This window comes from Trinickia sp., assembly GCF_036503415.1.
GTDB lineage: Bacteria > Pseudomonadota > Gammaproteobacteria > Burkholderiales > Burkholderiaceae > Trinickia.
In genome coordinates, this window is sequence record NZ_DASXWY010000026.1 from 17,924 (window position 1) to 36,883 (window position 18,960).

General features: G+C 63.0%; 17 protein-coding genes. 14 read left to right on the forward strand and 3 right to left on the reverse strand.

What is annotated here, in order from left to right; genetic code table 11:
• The first annotated feature begins 33 nt into the window (after nucleotides 1–33).
• The 10 genes from sctV to VGL01_RS03650 all read left to right on the forward strand — a co-directional run bounded on the left by sctV (nucleotide 34) and on the right by VGL01_RS03650 (nucleotide 8,729).
• Nucleotides 34–2,118 (forward strand): type III secretion system export apparatus subunit SctV, encoded by a 2,085-nt coding sequence (gene sctV, locus VGL01_RS03605; RefSeq protein WP_331567155.1) that lies wholly within the window; start codon nucleotides 34–36, stop codon nucleotides 2,116–2,118.
• 20 nt (nucleotides 2,119–2,138) lie between these two features.
• On the forward strand, nucleotides 2,139–2,792 hold the full coding sequence (sctP, locus tag VGL01_RS03610; protein ID WP_331567157.1) for a type III secretion system protein SctP: 654 nt from the start codon (nucleotides 2,139–2,141) through the stop codon (nucleotides 2,790–2,792).
• Nucleotides 2,793–2,861: 69 nt separating this feature from the next.
• Nucleotides 2,862–4,112, forward strand: a complete 1,251-nt coding sequence (gene sctQ, locus VGL01_RS03615; RefSeq protein ID WP_331567159.1) for a type III secretion system cytoplasmic ring protein SctQ — start codon at nucleotides 2,862–2,864, stop codon at nucleotides 4,110–4,112.
• On the forward strand, nucleotides 4,096–4,746 hold the full coding sequence (gene sctR / locus VGL01_RS03620) for a type III secretion system export apparatus subunit SctR (protein ID WP_331567161.1): 651 nt from the start codon (nucleotides 4,096–4,098) through the stop codon (nucleotides 4,744–4,746). Before sctQ ends, sctR begins: the two co-directional genes overlap by 17 nt.
• A gap of 33 nt (nucleotides 4,747–4,779) precedes the next feature.
• Nucleotides 4,780–5,043 (forward strand): type III secretion system export apparatus subunit SctS, encoded by a 264-nt coding sequence (sctS, locus tag VGL01_RS03625; RefSeq protein ID WP_331567163.1) that lies wholly within the window; start codon nucleotides 4,780–4,782, stop codon nucleotides 5,041–5,043.
• Nucleotides 5,040–5,990, forward strand: a complete 951-nt coding sequence (locus tag VGL01_RS03630; protein ID WP_331567165.1) for a hypothetical protein — start codon at nucleotides 5,040–5,042, stop codon at nucleotides 5,988–5,990. The genes sctS and VGL01_RS03630 overlap by 4 nt, the downstream gene beginning before the upstream one ends.
• Nucleotides 5,991–6,137: 147 nt before the next feature.
• Entirely contained in the window at nucleotides 6,138–7,544 is a 1,407-nt protein-coding gene (locus VGL01_RS03635) for a secretion protein (RefSeq protein ID WP_331567167.1), read from the forward strand.
• 20 nt (nucleotides 7,545–7,564) lie between these two features.
• On the forward strand, nucleotides 7,565–7,813 hold the full coding sequence (locus VGL01_RS03640; RefSeq protein ID WP_331567169.1) for a type III secretion protein: 249 nt from the start codon (nucleotides 7,565–7,567) through the stop codon (nucleotides 7,811–7,813).
• A 147-nt stretch (nucleotides 7,814–7,960) separates the two neighbouring features.
• Nucleotides 7,961–8,131, forward strand: a complete 171-nt coding sequence (locus VGL01_RS03645) for a hypothetical protein (protein WP_331567171.1) — start codon at nucleotides 7,961–7,963, stop codon at nucleotides 8,129–8,131.
• 139 nt (nucleotides 8,132–8,270) lie between these two features.
• Complete coding sequence (locus tag VGL01_RS03650; RefSeq protein ID WP_331567173.1) at nucleotides 8,271–8,729, forward strand: CesT family type III secretion system chaperone; 459 nt, start codon at nucleotides 8,271–8,273, stop codon at nucleotides 8,727–8,729.
• 100 nt (nucleotides 8,730–8,829) lie between these two features.
• Here VGL01_RS03650 and VGL01_RS03655 read toward each other — a convergent pair whose 3' ends face one another.
• The gene (locus VGL01_RS03655; protein ID WP_331567175.1) at nucleotides 8,830–9,414 is read right to left on the reverse strand and encodes a hypothetical protein; all 585 of its coding nucleotides are present in this window, start codon (nucleotides 9,412–9,414) and stop codon (nucleotides 8,830–8,832) included.
• A 246-nt stretch (nucleotides 9,415–9,660) separates the two neighbouring features.
• On the opposite strand from VGL01_RS03655, the gene VGL01_RS03660 reads away from it, so the two are divergent.
• The 3 genes from VGL01_RS03660 (at nucleotide 9,661) to VGL01_RS03670 (ending at nucleotide 15,018) form a co-directional block, all read left to right on the forward strand.
• The gene (locus VGL01_RS03660; protein WP_331567177.1) at nucleotides 9,661–10,272 is read left to right on the forward strand and encodes a GNAT family N-acetyltransferase; all 612 of its coding nucleotides are present in this window, start codon (nucleotides 9,661–9,663) and stop codon (nucleotides 10,270–10,272) included.
• Nucleotides 10,273–10,422: 150 nt separating this feature from the next.
• Nucleotides 10,423–13,854 carry an autotransporter gene (locus VGL01_RS03665; protein ID WP_331567179.1) on the forward strand — a complete coding sequence of 1,144 codons (3,432 nt, stop codon included), beginning with the start codon at nucleotides 10,423–10,425 and terminating at the stop codon, nucleotides 13,852–13,854.
• Nucleotides 13,855–13,980: 126 nt separating this feature from the next.
• Nucleotides 13,981–15,018, forward strand: a complete 1,038-nt coding sequence (locus VGL01_RS03670; RefSeq protein ID WP_331567181.1) for a hypothetical protein — start codon at nucleotides 13,981–13,983, stop codon at nucleotides 15,016–15,018.
• A 91-nt stretch (nucleotides 15,019–15,109) separates the two neighbouring features.
• Here the strand turns inward: VGL01_RS03670 and VGL01_RS03675 are convergent, their stop codons facing one another.
• Nucleotides 15,110–16,021, reverse strand: a complete 912-nt coding sequence (locus VGL01_RS03675) for a helix-turn-helix transcriptional regulator (RefSeq protein WP_331567183.1) — start codon at nucleotides 16,019–16,021, stop codon at nucleotides 15,110–15,112.
• 134 nt (nucleotides 16,022–16,155) lie between these two features.
• Nucleotides 16,156–17,001, reverse strand: coding sequence for a helix-turn-helix transcriptional regulator (locus tag VGL01_RS03680; RefSeq protein ID WP_331567185.1), 846 nt, complete (start codon nucleotides 16,999–17,001; stop codon nucleotides 16,156–16,158).
• A gap of 446 nt (nucleotides 17,002–17,447) precedes the next feature.
• Here VGL01_RS03680 and VGL01_RS03685 point away from each other — a divergent pair, with 446 nt between their 5' ends.
• On the forward strand, nucleotides 17,448–18,902 hold the full coding sequence (locus VGL01_RS03685) for a hypothetical protein (protein ID WP_331567187.1): 1,455 nt from the start codon (nucleotides 17,448–17,450) through the stop codon (nucleotides 18,900–18,902).
• Nucleotides 18,903–18,960: the final 58 nt, after the last annotated feature.

An 18,960-nucleotide genomic window follows, 5' to 3' on the forward strand; every position in this document is an offset into this window, starting at 1 on the left:
GTCACTGATTCGCGTTACCAGGGGATGGTCGAAATGCTGAAAGCGTTCAAGACTCCGGCGAGCGGCGAAATCGGCATCGCGCTGTTGGTGGTCGCGATCATCTCACTGATGATCTTGCCGCTGCCTCCGGCAGTGATCGACGTCCTGCTCGCGCTCAACATCACCATCAGCGTTACGCTACTGATGGTCACGATGTACGTGCCGAACGTCGTGTCGCTGTCGGTTTTCCCTTCCCTCCTGCTTTTCACCACGCTTTACCGGCTGTCGCTCAATATCGCGTCGACGAAGTCGATCTTGCTGCATGCCAACGCCGGGCACATCATCGATAGTTTCGGGGAGCTCGTCGTCGGCGGCAATCTCGTGGTTGGGCTCGTCGTCTTTCTGATCATCACGACCGTGCAGTTCATCGTGATTGCCAAAGGCTCCGAACGTGTCGCGGAAGTGGGTGCCCGGTTCACGCTCGATGCACTGCCCGGCAAGCAGATGAGTATCGATGCCGACCTGCGCGCCAATCTGCTCACGCCTGAGGAAGCGCGCCGCAAACGCGCGACGCTCGCCGTGGAAAGTCAGTTGCATGGCGGCATGGACGGCGCCATGAAATTCGTGAAGGGCGACGCGATCGCCGGCCTCATCATCACGATGGTCAATATCGTGGCTGGCATTGCGATCGGCGTCGCCTATCATGGCATGACGGCCGGTGAAGCCGCTAACCGCTTCTCGATTCTGTCCATTGGCGATGCGATGGTTTCGCAGATTCCGTCGCTGCTGCTCTCCGTCGCCGCGGGCGTCATGATCACGCGCGTGTCCGACGACCGCGATGCCAAGCCGCAGTCGCTCGGCAACGAAATCGGCAAACAATTGTCGGCAAGCTCGCGCGCGCTTTACTTCGCGGCGCTTCTTCTCGTCGGTTTCGCCGCCGTGCCGGGCTTTCCGACCGCGCTTTTTCTCTTGCTTTCCGCAACGCTCGCCTTTTGCGGCTATCGCCTCAGCAAGAATGAGCCGTCGGCGGCATCGCACAGCAGCGAACCGGTCACCGCGATGCAGCGTGCCGGCGCAAAAGTCGACGTGCCGGCGATTCTGACGCGTCCGCCGCAGTTCGCCTGCCCGCTCGGCGTCAGAATTTCACCCGATCTCGTGCCGAGACTCTCGACTTCAGCGCTCGAAAAGTCGTTCGACACGGAACGGGAGGAGCTACAGGAGTTTCTCGGCTTGCCGTTTCCTGGTATCACGATGTGGACGAGCAGTGCGCTACCAGGCTCGACCTGCGAGCTGCTGATGCATGACGTGCCCTACTGCAAGATCGAACTGCCGGCCGGCAAAGTCATGATCGCCGAATCGGTCACGCGTGACGCGGCGCTTCTTGCCACACCGGATATCGCTCAGTTGCTCGATCGCTGCGAAAAACGCGGCGGACTGGACGGCGGCCCCGGTCCCAGCTACTGGGCCGACGAGAAATCGGTGCCGCAAAAAATCGCGTCATGGCGCGCGGAGCATGTCATTGCGCATGCGTCGATCATCATGCTGCGCCGGCACGCCTCGCTCTTTCTCGGCATTCAGGAAGTGCAATGGATTCTCGAGCAGCAAAACGCCGAATATCCGGGGCTCGTTGCCGAAGTTCAGAAGGTCCTGCCCCCGCAGCGTATCGCCGACGTGTTGCGGCGTCTGCTTGAAGAGCAGATTTCGATTCGGAGCATGCGAAGCATTCTGGAAAGCCTGATCGTATGGGGCGCCAAGGAAAAGGATATGTTGATGCTCACCGAATACGTGCGCGGCGACCTGGCCCGCATGCTCGCGCATCGGGCCGCGGGGGGCGGCAAGCAGCTTCCTGCCGTGTTGCTCGATCTGCCGGTCGAGCAGCATATCCGCCAAGCCATCAAGCAAACGCCGACCGGTAACTTCCTTGCGCTGCCCCCGGACGAGGTCAACTATCTGATCGACAAGATCCAGTCGTTCGTCGGCGAAATACCGCGCGAAGGCGTCGCCCTCGTCACTTCGATGGATATTCGCCGTTACGTGCGCAGGATGATCGAGGCGCGGCTCGGCTGGCTTGCGGTTTATTCGTTTCAGGAACTGGGCGATCACGTGGAGTTGAAACCGCTTGGCCGCGTGACCGTCTGAACCAGAGCATGTCCTGCGCGATGCCTATCATCGAACCCCGCCCCCTGCGCATCATCGCTGCCGAACTCGACGCACGCGAGCGTACGGCGCGCAGCGGCGGCTCGCATCGCTTCGATTACGCGGCGCTCGCACGCCGCGTGCGCGCGAAACCGGGCCACGTCGAGGCGCGCGCCGACGAAGATGCGTCCGGCTCGCACTCGGACGCCGCGGCCGAGGATCGTCTGTCGGGATTTCGCGAGGCTTTGGGGGACGACGCGAACGAGTCCGAGACACAAGCGCCCGTGTCCGGCCAAAGCAGGTCAGGCAGCACACCGGATCTGTCCGAACGGATTGCGCGGACCACGCTACCCGTCGTCGATGCGATGTATCGGACACAGGGCCAGTTTATTCAGTTGGCGGCGACGTTGGCTAACGAGGTCGCCGCATTTTGTGCGGATCCTTCGATCACCTCGAACGGGAATTGGAACGTACAGTTGCCGCTCGATTCAAAAATCGTTCCGGATACTGTTTTGTACCTCTCACTTTCGCCTTTCCATCTTTCGCTTCGTTTCGATACCCAAAGTGCACGATCCCGGCAGTTACTCTTGGACCACAGTTCGCTCCTCCAGCGTGAGCTGGACGCACTGCTGCGGGCATGGGGCGCCGCGCGCGACATCGAGTTGACGGTCTGGTAGGCCGCGTGTTGCACAACCGAACATCCATCCGACCGGTGAAACCAACGTATGGGCTTTCCGATCGCTGAAATGCCAGGCGTCGGTCCTGCGCAAAGCCGTGGGATCGACGCTCCCGCCGACGATGAGCGCGCTCGTTCGCCGGTCGACGTTGTATCGGACGTACCGGTTGGGGCGCTCGCATTGCCCGCCGTCGCGCCGCTCGTGGCCCGCACCGCCAGGGTCGTTTGCGATTTGCGCACCATGTCTGTCCTGCGACGCCTTCCGGAAATCGAAGCATGGGAAGCGGGGCTCGCCGACGACATGGGAGCCGGGCGCCCTGCATTCGAGGACCCGGGGGTGATCGAGCTCGCTCATTCGCGCGGTACCGCGCGTGTCACGGTCGATCTCGCCGCCTACCCGTCCCTTCAGATCGCCGCCTGGTCGCGAGACGATGCGGCATCGCCGCTCGACGCCGAGCGCGCGTTGCGTGTCGCCGTCGCTGGCGTGCTGCTCGAGCCGTTGCTCAAGCGCCTGGCGGCGGTCGGGCTCGGTGAAGTACGCGTCGTTCGCGTGCTGCATGCCGCGTCCACCCCCACCCGCCCGAACGATGCCGCGCCGGTCGTTCTGTCGTTCACGATCGAGGGGCGAACGCATACCGCTGAAATATGCGTCGATACGCCACTGCTCGACGTGCTGGAGACGCTGCGTTCGGCGCAGCGAATGGCATCGACGTGGCCCGGCATTTCACCGGCCGGCTCACCGAGCGACAGGCCCGCGCCGTACGCGGACCATCGCGTACCCGGACGGCTCGTACTGGGTGCCCGGCGCCTGCCCGTTCAAACACTGCATGCTCTTGCGCCCGGCGACGTGTTGTTGCGCTCGCTGGCCAGTTCCCTTTCTTCGCTCGTCAGCGGTGCGGCTCACGAGGCCAAGGCAACGGCCATTGCCGCCTGGGGCACGCCCGGACTTGTCCGGCTGCACGTCCCGGTGATGATCGACGGGCTAAAACTTTTCGTCATGAAGGAGCCGACCATGACCGATGAGCTGGATCCGACCCGTTTGGGCGAGACGCTCTCGAGCGATCCACCGGACGATCCGATCGACATCGGCGACCTGGATCTGCCAGTGCAATTCGAAGTCGATACGATCGCGCTGCCGCTCTCGCAGCTATGCGCACTTCGTCCAGGCTACGTGCTCGAGTTGCAAACGCCGGTGGCGGACGCGCAGCTCAAACTCGTCGCGCACGGTCAGACAATCGGCTTCGGCGAGCTCGTCACGGTCGGCGATCATCTTGGCGTACGGATTCTGAGAATGGCACACGGCGATGGTTCAATTCAGTGACCTGACGGGGCTGCTGCTCGTCATCGTCGCGATCAGCCTGGTGCCGTTCGTTGCGATGGTCGTGACTTCCTATGCCAAGATCGTCGTCGTCTTCGGCTTGTTGCGCAATGCATTCGGTGTGCAGCAGGTGCCGCCGAACATGGTGCTGAACGGCATAGCGATCCTGGTGTCGCTCTACGTCATGGCTCCGGTGGGAATGAACGCGCTGCAGACGCTGCAAAGCCAGTCGATTTCGCCGCAACCGACGCAAGCGGTCATCCAGCTGTTCGGCGCCGCGCGCGAGCCGTTTCGGACCTTTCTCAACAAGCACGCGAACGAGCGCGAAAAGCGCTTTTTCATGCGCTCCGCGAGCGTGGTATGGCCGAAGCAAATGGCAAGCGAGCTGAAGGAAACGGACCTCATCGTGCTCGCGCCGGCTTTCACGCTGACCGAACTCACGGATGCTTTCAAGATCGGTTTCCTGCTCTATATTGCATTTATCGTCATCGATCTCATCATCGCGAACGTGTTGCTTGCGATGGGGCTCAATCAAGTGACGCCGACCAATATCGCCATTCCGTTCAAGCTGCTGCTTTTTGTCGTCATGGACGGATGGTCCACGCTCGTGCACGGCCTCGTGATGACCTACCGATAGCTTGCGCTCGGCCATTCCTCCGGAATCCCAAGTATGGAAATCGATACGCTGGTTCGAATGACAACGCAGGGCATGCTGTTATGCCTCTACGTCTCGTTGCCGATCGTGATCGTCGCCGCGGTCGTCGGCCTCGGCGTGTCCTTCATCCAGGCCATCACGTCGATGCAGGACCAGACGCTTTCGCACGCGGTCAAACTGATCGCCGTGACGATTGCGCTCGTCATCATGGCGCCTTTTTCCTCCGCGGCGCTGCTGCATTTCGCCAATGAAGTGATGCGAACGGCTGTCCCGCAATGACGCGTGTCCCCGGTTCTCCTGTCGATTCGACATCGTTCAGACCCACCGCGGCCGAAGACAGTACGCCCACCGGCCATTCGCCGGGCGGCTTGGGCAGCGTCGTGGAGTATCACGGCACCCGCTTTTATTACGGCCACCCGACTCCGCTCCAGACCGATCGCGGCTCGCTCATGGCCCGCCAGCTCGCGAAGATCGCGGCGAGGCTCGCGGCGCTCAAGCGGCGTATCGCGGCACGCCGTCAACGCCGCGGCATGCCGGGCGGCGGCGACGACGACTTCGACGGCGAATTCCTCGACGGCGGGCACGGCGAGCACCGACGCGCGGAGGCCGGCGGCGGTGCCGGCGAAGGCGGCGGCGGCTCGGGCGGACAATCGCATCACGACGAGCATGGCGGTAGCTCGCGCTCGGGCGATCCGGCACCGAAGGTCGAGATCAAGCCGCAGAACATCCGGCCCGTGCGCGATCCGACACCCGGCGCGTTGATGGCCCGTCTCACGGCGCAATCGGGCCTCGGCAACGTCAAACCGGAGCAGGTCCCCGACGCGTGGATCGCCGCTCTCCTCTCGCAGCGCGACAAGCTGGCCGCCGATCCCAACTACCGGCTCGACGTCGAATATTTCGACATGTTGCTCGACCTCCTTTATACGAAGGAGCAAATCGGCCCGCTCCAACCGCAGGGCATGTCGACCTGGCGCGAAAAGCTGAAGGCCCTGGTTGGCGAACTTGCGGCAAAACGCGCCCCCGCTGATTCCACACGCGCTGCTTCGGATGCGGCCACCGTGCCGGCCAGCCGCCGCGAGTTGACCAAGCTCGAAAACTTTCATGCGCTGCTGCCGCTCATTGCGATGCAGCACGATGTCGTAGACATTCCCTCGAGAAGGAGCCAATCGAAGAATAGGGTCACGACGCTGCGTAACGCAGCGCTCGCTCGGCAATCGAAGCGCTGAGAAGCGTCGGATCCGCATGCGCACAAATTCGCATAGTCGCAGTCCGCTTCGCATGCCCCCTCGCGTACCCACCCAATCCGGATAGAGTACGGCAGACGGTCTGCGCAACATTGGTGCGCGTCGACCAGCGACATCACGGTCCGCCAAATGACGAAACTGCTGCGTATTCTGACTGGCATGCACGCGGGCGCCGAACTGCGCCTGAGCGAGGGCTCGTACCGCGTGGGAGCGGACGACGATGCCGATATCCGAATTTCGGATTGGCGCGGCATGGATGTGCAGCTCACGATCGACAGCACGGGTCTGGTCACCGCGCGGCGCATGGTTTTGGAGCCGGTGCTGCACGAAGGCGTGACGGACGACGTCGACTCGTCCATGGACGGCCAGGCGGCAGCACCTGTTGGCGAGGCCGTGCACGCGGGCGATCCGCCAATCGACCCGGGGACGGTTTTGCTCGTCGAGTTCGTTCCGATGCAGTTCGACGATACGGTACTTTGCATCGGTCCGGACGATGTCGTTTGGCCAAGCGATCTCGAGCTCCTGTCGACACTGTTGAGCAAGCCCGAAGAAGGCGCGCGCCGCACCGGCGAGTCGTCGGGGCGGCGCAAGCTGGTGGGTATCGTGCTCGGCTGCTCCATGCTTGGCGCGATCATCGTAATCGGGTCGGTGCTGATTACGATGGCCGTCAGCCGCGCGGCTTCGCACGATCCGGCCGACCTCGCGCAGCGAGTGAATGAAGAGCTGGTGGCGGCGCATATGCGAGAGCTGCATGCGCGCGTACAAGGTTCACGCGTCATCGTGACCGGCATCGTGCCGACGTCCGATGACGACATCGCTGCACGCAACCTGCTCGCCCGCCTGTCGCCCAATGCCATCGTGCGGCAGTACGACGTGGCGCAGATCGATGTGCGCAATCTCGAGGAGTCGCTCAATACGCCGGGCTTGCAAGTGAAGTACTCGGGACACGGTGTTTTCGATATCGAAGGCGCGGTGCCCAATCCACGCGATGTCGATGCGCGCCTCACGAGGATGCGTCATGACTTGAGTCCGAACATCAAGCAATTGCGTGTGCAGGTCACGCAGTCCGAAGACAGCATGCCGGCGCCCGAGGTTTTTTCGGAGCTCATGAACTCGGACAGCGTTCGTTACGCGCAAACGCCCGACGGCGTGAAACACATATTCGTCGTGCCGGGCGAAGACGATGCATCGGCCGTCCAGGCCGAAGGCGCCGAGGGCGCCTCGGCGGCGATAGCCGGCGCATCGGACGCGACAGGGGCATCCGCACCGGTTGCGGCCGCGGGCGGCGCGTCCGGTGCAACGGTTGCGGCATCGAGTGCCAGCAGTGCGCCGAGTGCCGTAGCAGCGCCGCCGGCGGCAGCGTCGGGTTCCGTTGCCGCGGCCAGGCCGGGCGCTTCGGGCGTCGGCGCATCGGTGCCGCCTGCCGCGCCGGCTGCGAACACCGCGGCGCTGCATCCGCCGGGCGGCGGCATGCCCGCAGGACGGCCCGCGCAGATGCCCGCACCGAAGCCCACCTATCTGCCGTTGCCGAGATGACTTTTTTGGGGAGTGACGAAATGTACGAGCCAATCGAAGCCTGTGCGACCGACTTCAATGAATTTCAGCGAATCCTCGCGGATCCGTCGCCGGAAAGCTCGGCGCGCATCGAAGGCTTCCGTGTCGCGCTGGAAGCGACCGCTGCGAATATCGGCAAGGCGACGGGAGCGAACGAAATGGAGCGCAACCAACTGGCGCAGCTGTATCGCGGCATGCTGGCGGCGAGCAGGATCGTGGCGCACTTGCAGGAAAAACGTGGCGCGGCTTGAGGCTGTCGCGGCCACTCCCGGGTGCGCCTTGCCAGCGCACACGGATAGAGGCTTGCTCGCGGTGGCGGCGATCCCGATCGCGCGCAGCCGGGGCGGCAATTCATATCACTTGTTAAAGGAGGTAAGACTATGGTAGCCGGAGCAGCTATGGGTCAGTCTGCCGACGCCGTTGCGTCGATGGCAGGCATCACCGCGGCGTCGAACATGGCCACCAAGGCCACGGCGCTCATGAACCTGAGCCAGTCGCTGACGTCTGCGGTGGCGAGCATGGCCAAGGGTATGGGCAGCAACGTGAAGGACGCCGCCCGCCCTACCTGATCGCTTTGCTCAGGGCATGTAATTCACCGGTGCGCGGCTTGTCCGCGTACCGGGTTTCCGTCTTGCCGTTCCTTCTCGCCGCCGTCCCTTCCAGTCGCGAGCGCCCGCCGGCGCGCTGCGGACGCGCTCAACGCACTCTATGTCCAGCTCCGAACGATACGCGCAACTGGTTCGAGACCTTTGCTACACCGTCGGCTTGCCCGACGCGGAGCATGTGCTTCGCACGCGCTCGATCGAAGTCGAAGGTTTCGATGTACGGCTCGAATATTTCGAGAACGATCTGGAGGCGATCTACGCGAATTTCCATTACGGCACGGTGACGGCCGGCCGGACGCTCGTCGTGTTCCGGCTGATGCTCGAGGCCAATCTGCTCATTTACGCGCAGGATCAGGCACAGCTGGGGCTCGATACGGACACGGGGGGCATCGTGTTGATTTTGCGGCTGCCGATGACACCCGATGTAAACGGCGGTGTGTTGGCCGACCTGCTCGCACACTATGCGGAGCACGGCCGCTATTGGCGGCAGAACATCATCGAATCGACGGATGAGATGTTCGAAGGAATCGTGGCGGGGGAGTACGTCTGGTTGCGGGCTTAGTGTTTTCCATGGGCCGGTTGCTCATGCAATTCGTCGGCCCGGCAGATCGGCCTGGAAGGCGATTTCGCCGCCTTCAAGGCCGCACCCTGCTTGTCGCAGGTTAGCCCTTCGCCGCTTCCCGGATCATTTCACCCATCCGGGTGATGAAGGCGGCTTTCGCGCCAGTGAGTTCCATGTCACGCCGCATGCCGGCTACTTTCAATTGGTCGTCCATGTTTTGCTCGCCCGCTCGGACGAATTCGTCCATGTCCTTGGCGAGGTCTGGGCGCGGCCGCTCGGTCGAAGGGCGATCTGCGTGATGCTCGTAATCGCCGCCGCTACCTTCGATGATCCGATAGGGCGCAAGCACCCTTGGCTCAACCGCGCGATTCAGCCTGTCCAGCCCGAGCGCGTGAGTGGGAATCCGGAGAACCGGAAGCATGGGAGGCTCGGCGAAAGCAGTGCGCGATGCGCTGAAACGGGCGGGCGGTACGACTTCGCCTGTCAACACGGTATGCGTGGCCTCGCTGCCAAGCTTGCCCGTCCTTCGTGCGGGAAGCAGCTCGAGCGCCCCGCCACCGCTCATCCGGGACGGCGCCGGGTTGGTCGACTGATTTGCGTCGGAACTACGGCTCGCACCGGAATCAGGGGTGACGTGCGATACCTGCCCGCCACTGGTGACGCTGAATGTGCTCTGGTTTGCCATGATCTGCATCTCCCATGAAGTGAGGCGTGGCCACGCGCCACCGCTTAGTGATGCACTTTATAACCGCGAGCCGGCCGCCAGAAGGCCCACCGCGAAGCATTGACCCGCGACCCGAACTCTCGACGCGTACGGCCCGATTGCCGGACACGCGCATTCGTTTCGCCCCACTGCGCTTTGCTTCGCACTCGCCCCGTCCGAGAAGGCTCGACACCGCAGAATTGACCGGAATGCCGTAGGAGTCGCCATATGATGCCGTTCCGCCCCCCGCAGTTGATCGAATCGGATGAAATTTTGTTGCGGCCGCCTGCTCCCGAGGACGCCCAGGCCTTGTTCGATGAAATGCTCAGCGACGCGGAAACGATGCGCTATCTCCCGTTTCCCCGGCACACGACGCTCGACGATACGCTCGCGTACATCGAAGAATCGCGCCTTGGCTGGGAAAGCGGCTCATTGCTCCGCTGGTTGCTCGTCGACAAGGCCACCGGCAATCTGACCGCACTGATTCAACTCGAACCGCGCCCGCCGCGCGCCGAAATCGGTGTCATCATCAGCCGCCAGGGCGGCAGCCGAAAGCGCCGCGCCGGCCTCCAGGTTCTGCGCAAATTGATCAAGTGGCTGCTTGCGCAGCCCGCGATCTATCGACTCTACGCATGCTGCGCGACAGACGGTCCCGCGCAAAGCGCCATGGAACGCCTCGGTTTCGTGCTGGAGGCCAAGCTCACGAACTATGAATCCCGGCCGAACATCGGTGTAGTCGTGGGCGACAGCTATCTGTACGTGATGACGCGCTCCGCCGCTGTACCACCTGCGACGCCAGCCACGCGGTGGCTCGCCTCCGAAGAGGAAACTACGGCATAACGCGGGGTGTTGCGCAACGGCACGCTCGACCACCTGCGTTAAGGGCGCTTCGTGTTCCAGCGCAATACTTCGCGTGGCGCGCATCCGCATGACAGGTGCTGTCACATCGGAACGACATAGTGCAATGCGGATCAACTCTCGCGCATTGCCATGGCGAATCACCGCCGAGTTCACTGCTTCTCGCCGTCCCAATCGAATGCGAATGAACAAACGGAACCGCGCGGGGTTGCCGGCAGCGCGTCTCCGTCCGCCGCCGCGCAACCGAACGGGCCGCTCGCGCGGCTGAAGCACGCGTTCGACAGCTTCCGACAGGTCGAGCGCGCGCGCACAACCGATGTGAGCAGCGCGCTCTTTCATCGCAGCCGCTCCGGCCGCACGTGGAGCCCGTGGCACTTTACCCGCCACGACCGGGAGCAGGATCATGCGGATCGCCTGCCGCCGCTGCCCTCGCGTTCGCATAGAAAAGAGCCGGACGGGGCGAAGACGCTTGCGAAATCCGCGATCGCCCGAACTATCTCGGCCGAGTCTTCGGACAGCCTCGGCTTCGCGACCCCACCGGAGGCGCAAACACCGGACGGATCCGATGCGCTCCGCTTTGCCCGCGGTGTGCGCGACTCCCTCGCCGCCGAACTCACGGTTTCGCCCTCGCATGAGGACGAGCTTGATCGCTTTGCCGCGCGGCTCTCCGGCATTGCATCGCTCGATGGCGCTTCGCCGGTCGCGCAGGCTCGGACGCACCTGTTTGCCTGCGCCGTACGAGCGGCCGGCGCGCGGGACGTATGGTTTGCCGAACGGATGCTGCAGCACATCGCCGCGCTCGATTTCGATGCCCCGCACCGGCGCACAGCCGCTAATGACGAAGAGCGGCGCGCGTGGCATGTCGTGCGACAGCTCTCACGCTCGAGCCTCGGATTCTCGATGATCGAGCACATTCGCACGGCCGCCGGCACGCCATTCAGAGATCGAACGCATCGCTTCGCGGTCAGAACCCTCCTCGAAAGCGCGCAGGCCCTCGACCATGCCCCTGGCGATATACGCGGCGTATCGTGGCGGGACTACTCCCCGGGCGCGGTCAGCGCCCGCAATACGGCGGCGCCGCTCGACACCGAAGAACCGGGCCCCACCGCGCTCGCCAAGCGAGCCTTCGATGCCGCACGCGCGGTGCTGGAACACGGGCCCGATTCCCTTACCCCGGACCAATGTGGCGCGTTGCTGGCCTGGCGGCAAGGTTTTTGCGAAGACGGACGGCACAGCGAGTTTTCGCAAGCGCGCGAGCGACTGCACAAGTTCGTGACCAAGACGATTCCGCGCGTGGAAGAAAACCGCTGGAAGACACTGCTTCCGCGCATGCTGTTCGGCACGCATACCTCACCGCTGTCGGCACTCGAATTCGGCACGCGGGGCGTGCCGCGCCAGACGATCGAACGCGAACAGGCAGCGCTCAAGCGGAAAACGAGCGAAACGCTCGCACAGATGAAGGATAGCGCGGCCGTCGAACCCTCCGCGGTCCTGACGCATTCGCGCGCATCGCGCAACGCCGGCGCGCGGGCTGCGCGGCAACTCTATGTCGAACACCGCGACGCGTCGATCCGGGAGAAAACGCGTGCGGCACTCTCGCGGTTGATCGCCAGGATCCAACCATCACGGAGCCTGCTCGCGCACGCCCGCACTCGAAGCTCGGTGGTCGAGCTCGCCGCACTGCAGGTATGGCTCGATCGCGGTGCCTTTCCGGGCGGACACCCCGATCCGGCCGCGCTGGTCGACATCGCGAAGCGCGCGCACGATATTGGCCAATCGCTCGCTACTTCACGCGGCATGCTCACGAAAGAAGGAACCGCGCATCGCAAGCTCGAACGTCTTTTCGAAGCGACGGCATCGTGGCAAAAAATGTCCGGCGATCAGTTGGCAAAAACGAAACCGTTCAGCCGTCTGGCGAAACAGCCTTTCGACGTCATACGGCTCGCGGCGTGGGGAAAGGTAGCGCACGTGCCCGACGACGACCCGTTCTGGCTCGAAGTGCAGGATCTGCTCGCGCTCGAGAATCCATCTCCGGCCGCCGGAGCACGCGATATCGCCTCCGTCCGCTCGACGTTGACCGAGGTCATCATGGGTTTGCAGTCCGGACAGCGGTTGCGTCTGAGTGATGGCGGCCATCAGGGTGTCAGTACGCGCGGCCTGAACGGGACCACGAAGTTGTTTTTCGGCGGAGTCGGGATACCCGTGTCGCCACGCCTCGACCTGCGGGCGTCGCGCACGCGTGAAGCGATCGTCGAGGTGAGCCGCTCGACGCACGGCGTCGAGTTGTTCATCGGCAGGGCCGACGGCACCGACCGTCATGTCGGCGCGGGTCTGCTGGTCGGATACGACATCGACGTCGGCCTGACATCCCTGCGCGCCGGGCTCGTGACGAACGCGACGCTGCATGCCCATGAAATCAGCCGGCCACGCGGCGTGTCGATCCGCGTCGCGAGACGAATCAAACCGGACGGCTCGGGCTATGACGACCAAGCCATGCGCGCCAAGCTCGCCGAGATCAACGACTTTCTTTTCAGCGAGGCCGGAGCTGCGCCTGGCGGCGGGCCGAATGGCCTCTGGAACCGTCTCGCCGAACGCTATTGGAACGATCCCGATATATCGATCAGTTGGACCGATGGCGTGAGCGACACGAAACGGCGCGGCGTGACCGTCGACGTCACAGCTACCGTCGAGTTCTACGAAGTGGGCGTCGACGGCCCAAACGACCCCGGCGACCTCACGCTGCGAGGTGGACCGTCGGCCGGAATCGGCCGGCAAACCTCGCGGCAAACGAGCGATTCGGTAGAGCGAAGCGGCTCGCTGCGAGTGGAGCACCATCGTGTCAGCACCGGCTCGTTCTGGCAGGAACGCCAGGGCGTCGCGCCCGGCTTCGCCCATCCGTTGTCGGCAACAGGGCACGAAAGCATCGGCCTTTTCTCGATCGATACGCTGGTCAGGACAAGGAAGCTCGACCAGCGCAATACGTCGGCGAAGCTGCAACTCGTTCGCGAAGAAGAACGACTCGTTCACCGCGCATGCCTTGTCGACATCGAGTACTCGAACGTCCAGGCGTATGTCGGCGCGCTTCAGGACTCGCGCAAGGAATTGCTGCAACTCTTGCTCGCCTCCGAGAACATGAATCCCCGCGCAGGCGGCGCAAATTCCGCCGAACCGCCCGCGCAGGCAATCGCTCGCGCCAATCAGCGGATCAACGCCCATCTTGCCGATGTCCTCGTCAATCGCAGCCCGCACCTGACCTATGTGCTGCGGCACCGGCTGCGCAAGCACGCCGCCGAGGCGCTGGATGCGAACGACGCACGGCTCTCTCAAGCGGGCGAGGACCTTGCGCTCAGGAAGCGGATCGAGGCAGACAACGAACGCATTCTGAGCGATCGCAGCTCGTGGATGCTCGTGGAGCTGAAGGTCAGAGAGCGCACCACGCGTTCCCGCAGCATCGGCCCGAACGCGATCGCGCGGCTGAATACGCGCACCAGCGCGACCGGCGACCGCGAAATCATCGTCGAGAATGTGCCGTTCCAGGTGCTGGAAGCGCTCGATCCGGCCTGATCCGGCGGCCGCAATCGTCGAAGGTTCGTTTGATCGACGTGAGGTTCGCCTGAGGTGCACCCCGCACCCCCATCGAGCCCGACAATCGCCTACGTGAAATGTCAGGCGATAGACGGGAGGTTCCTCATGCGCACCGGCAACTTTCAGGGTGGCAACGGATGGCCAGGCGGCGTCGGCTCACAACAGCCGGGATGGGGTTCGCCTCATGCTCCCGGGCCGGGCGCCGGCCAGCGTTTCGGCCCGCAGCCCAGCGCCCAACCTGTATCCGGTTCGTTACTCGGGGGCTTGCGTGATTTGCTGCATCCGCCAGGACGCTCACACGCGCACGATCCCTTCGCAAATGCGACGCATATGGCCGACGGCGGCACAAACGCTCGCGGAGGCTGGCAGTACGCAGGCGGAGGCCGCGCGGTTTGGACCGGCCCATATCAAGGCGATACGCTCACGGCACAACAATACAAAACGCTGGAGAGGGCATTCGCTATTCCGGCTACGTTGGCAGTTGGCTCTTTCGGCCCGCTTGCCGGGATTTTTACGTACTTCGGTATGCGCCGCGACCTCCGCCAATGGATGGACTACCTGTCGACGCTCGGGAACGAAACCAAGCGGGCGTCAAGCGGTTCGCCGCACGGCAGCGCGGCGCTTCCCTATATGCCGTATATGCCCTACCCCATGATGAACATGCCGGGCATCTGGGGCCCAGCCGCGATGGCGTCGACCATGGACCCGTGGTGCTCGGGAATGGGGGGGCCGTACGGATACGGCATGGCGGGTATGGGCTTTCCCTATCCCATGCCGTATCCCTATCCCTATCCTGTCCCGTCGGGCCCGAGCGCCGCAAGACAGCCCTCCAACTCGCAATTCGGCAACGCACGGTTCGCTGTCTCCCCCGATGGCAGGGCTACCGACAGCCAAGGCAAAGAACGCGTGCGGCTGCGCGATGTGGGCGATTCCTGGGATAAGGTGTTCCCCAATAGGTCGTCCAAGGTGGGTGTCGATTTTCAATACTTCATCTTGCAAGGGAAGATCCGCCAGTCGCCTGGCGCTGACCCGAGATCGGTTGCCGAGGACCTCCGGCAGTTGGACACGTTCTACCAGCAAGCACTGCAGCATCTCGACCGCCCCAATGCGGCGCACACCGATCACAACTCATTGCGGGTATAGCGCGCAGTGCGTTATCGGCAACAGCGGCGGCCGCGCGAATGCGCAAAGCGGCCGCTCCACCGAAGCGCGGACCGCTTATGCATCATTTTCGTCACGCTCCCTGGGTCTGTGCCGCCACGAACGCAAGATGGCTGCGATTGAGCGCTTTGTATTTGTCGCGCAGCTGGCGCAAATGGTAGTCGACGTTATGTGCCGTCGTATCGAGACGACTGGCGATCTCCTTATCGGAGAGGCCCAGCACGAGCAGGCTCAGAATCCGTTGCTGAAGCTGCGACAATAGACCTGCCGCTTCCCGTCTTCCCATCGCTTTGATGTACGCGGAGCAACGCTGATGCACTGACAAGCCGAGTGCGAGCGACTGCGCGAGCACGTTGTCCGTCATCCATGCCATGTTGTGGCGCGGCGACGCGAAGCTGATGATCGAGCGGATCGTCGTGTTGGAAATCGACACGCCGAAAGTCAGTCCGCTGCAAACGCCCTTTTCCCGCATCTGGTCGACAATGGGTTGGAAACGCACGTAGTCGCCGTTTTTGCGCCACGTCGTGACGAGACTCTTGAGATCCCAGACGTGGGGCACGTCGCTCACGAGTGCGGCCCGCAAGTGGCTGTCCCGCTCGAGAAAACCGGCCTCGAGTAATTGAGTCGCGATATTCGTTGTCAGATAGTTACGCAACAGATAGACGCGCTGCACGCGGCCACGCTTGTCCGTTTTGACAGCGAGATAAGCGAGCCCCCCATAGCCCAGCATGCGTAAAAGCGTACGCACGAGCCGCACGCGTTCCTCGGCGTTGCGTGCGGCACCGAGCTCCACGGCAATATCCGTTTCCCGGCCGAGTTCGTCGCCTCGGATCATCGACGCGATTTCCGCTTCGTCGACATAGCAAAGTTCCGGACCTGCGGACCCGGCATCGGGTTCAAGTTCGTCTCGCTCCAGTAATGCCGTGTCAACTCGATCTTGTACCAGAAAGCCCTCGGGCTCTCTCACCACGTCTTGGTACGACATTCGTGCTCCTCATCGTTGCAGCGGACAGACACATCCCCCCGCGCATCGAACGATGCGGCAGCATTCCCGTAGTCAGTGGTAGATATCCGCGGGCTCGCTGCCCGGTATTTGATTATGGCAATTGTGCGACGTGTTCAATCGTCGAGAATCCGCCCGGCAATGTAGGCCAATTGGACGCGGTTGAGCGCATCGAAGCGCTTCTCGAGCTGGCGTAAATGATAAGCGACGGTATGGACCGACATCGACATTTGCTCGGCGATCTCGCGATTGCTCAGCCCCTGCGAGACGCAGCGAAGCATGCTGCGCTGAACGTCGGTCGGAACGGAGATTTGCCAATCAGGCAAGAGTTGGTCGATGCGCGGCTCGATGAACGAATGCAGCGACACGCCGATCGCATACGCCTCGCCGATCGTCGCATCCGTGATCCAGCGGCGATCGGGCTGTGCACTGGAAAGTGTCACGATGGCATGCTCGAACGGACGTTCGGTCTGAAGACCGAACGTGACGCCGCTCTGTGCGCCGACCTGAACCGCACCTGCGACGAAGCGTTTCGCCGCGGCCGCACCCACGCGGCTGGTGTGTTGACCGAAAAGCGTCTGGAGATCCCATGCCAGCGGCCAATCGAAGCGGCATGCGAAATCGATGCGTGGGTCGGTATCGAAAAAAGCATCGCGATTGAAGCGCTCGGCCCAACCCGGCGGCGAATAGGTATCGAACCACGCCAACGCGCCTACGCGTTCTCCAACCCGCTGAATCAACCAATAGCAGAGCCAGTCGAACCCCGCTTTGTGAATGGCACTGCTCGTGAGATGGCGGCGAACGGTCAGGTCCTCGTAACAGCCAAGGTCCGTCAGAAGCGCTGACTCCCGCGTGGTTCCAGGCTGCCACGCTTGAATTCCCTCCTCTACAGGCTGGCCGTCGAGCTGCCTGTCGCCGAACGTGACTACGACGGCGCGGCGCTTCTTTATCCCGCTCATCATTGGTTTCCACCCATCCGAAAAATTGCCGCGACGGATCTTGTCATCGATCCTCCACACTGTTCGTCAGTCGCGCCCGCGATCGGGCGCGCACCGCGCCTGTGCAGCCATCGCTCTTTAAAGTTGACTACTCATTCTCGATGCTGGGCGCTTTGCCACACTGACATTCTAGGAAACGTGCATGGGCTGCAATACATAAGCTCTCGTCAGGTCGCCGCGGACAGACCGCTCGATCCTACGTTTTTTTGGGATGGCCACACGCGTTTGGCAATCGAGGCCGGTCCGAATCTACACTTCCTCGAAAATCGATGCAAACGCAACCATCTGTGCGGAGATCGAAAACCACTGACTGGTGGCCTGAAAATTCGTGTTCCTCGCCGATGCTTCGCAAAGTCGCTTCGACGCTTTACGCGCTGCTCTAGTATCGCGAGTGACTAACGGAGCACGAAATGGACAACCTTCGAGGTGTGGGAAACGGAAATTGGCAGCCGGGGCTTCCGGAGGATCCCCGCGGCCTTCCGGGGCCGGCAACGCCGCCGGCAGGAGACGTTCCTCCTGGCACCGGTGCCACCTCGCAGCCCACCCATCCGGCGTTCACCGATGCTCCCCACCAGAAAGCACGGGGCGGTGAAGGAGGCCCACGAACAGGGTTCTCGGTACCTGGCGGGACGTCCTCCGAAGCCGCCAGCGCCAATCTGACGAATCGAGCCCGCGCAGTCCGGACACTCGCGGATTTCCACGAAATACTCGGCTCGGTCGTAGCGCTGCCACCCGAGCATCAGGTGAGCCCGCTTTCCGAACTGACTGCCCGCATCCCGGCTATCGATCCCTCGAAGGATCGTCACACCGCGCTGCAGATGGTTTGCGATACGACATCCGGTCTTCATCGGCGTACCGACTGCGGTGCGATAGTCGTGCAACTGCCGCACGCCGCTGCTTCCCTCAATGACGACGATCTCGTGTCGGGCTACATGCTGACACGCAACGCGATTTCGGCCGAACTGCGCACCGGTCGCATGAGCGCGGAGAACGCGACCGCATCGTTGATTGGCCTCGCTCACATTCTGCCGAACGTGCCAGACTCGGCCCGCCACATTCAGCATGCACGCGAAGTCCAGGGCATCATCGGCCGGCTGGAAAAGCTGCCGCTGCAAGCCCGTACGGCAACGCTCGGCTGGCTCGCCCAGATCCGGTTTTTCCTGTCGCCAGATGCAGCCGCAATCGTTAGCGATCATGCGCTGCGCGCGTTTCAGCACGGCGGTCTGAATGACGATCAGCGCCTCGCGCTTGCGGGCGATATGATCCAGGGACTGACGGAAATGTATAACGCTGGAGCGCATGCGACCGGCCCGCGTTTCGAACAGGAATTCGTGCGACTGTACGAGGCGTCCACGCGAGAGGAAGACCCCCGCGTCCGGAGGGCAATGCTCACGAAGCTGTCCGGGTTGATCAATGGTCTCTCCCCCGGCGCGGCGCGAGCAATGCGCGAAGCCATTCACGCCGATTTCGTCGCACTCGGCAATGCCGAACCACCGCAGATGGACGCGCAGCTCATGCAGGTGGTGGAACCGATCTTCGCGGTGATCGGGGAACGCGCGGACGCCAACTTGGCGATGCACCCCGATCCCCTGGAACGTGCCAACCTGATGAGCCAACTCGCTCAGAATATCCAGGAGTTGCCAAACGTCGACCAGGCAGGACCGATGACGAATCCGCGAGTCATGGTCTATATGCGCCTGGGCGCAACGATGCTCAAGGAGATGGAGCATGCGCAAGGCGACGAGCACAGAGGTGCGCTCGAGGATGTCAACCGACTGATGGTCGCCGCCCGGAGGCATCTCCAGCCCCACGAGGTCGAGGCAATCAATCAGATGTTGGTGAATGCCGGGCATACTCCCGCTTGAGCTCAAGGCTCTCGCGGGAGATTTAGCGGAGGGACTGCGTGGCAGAATCGCCGGCTAC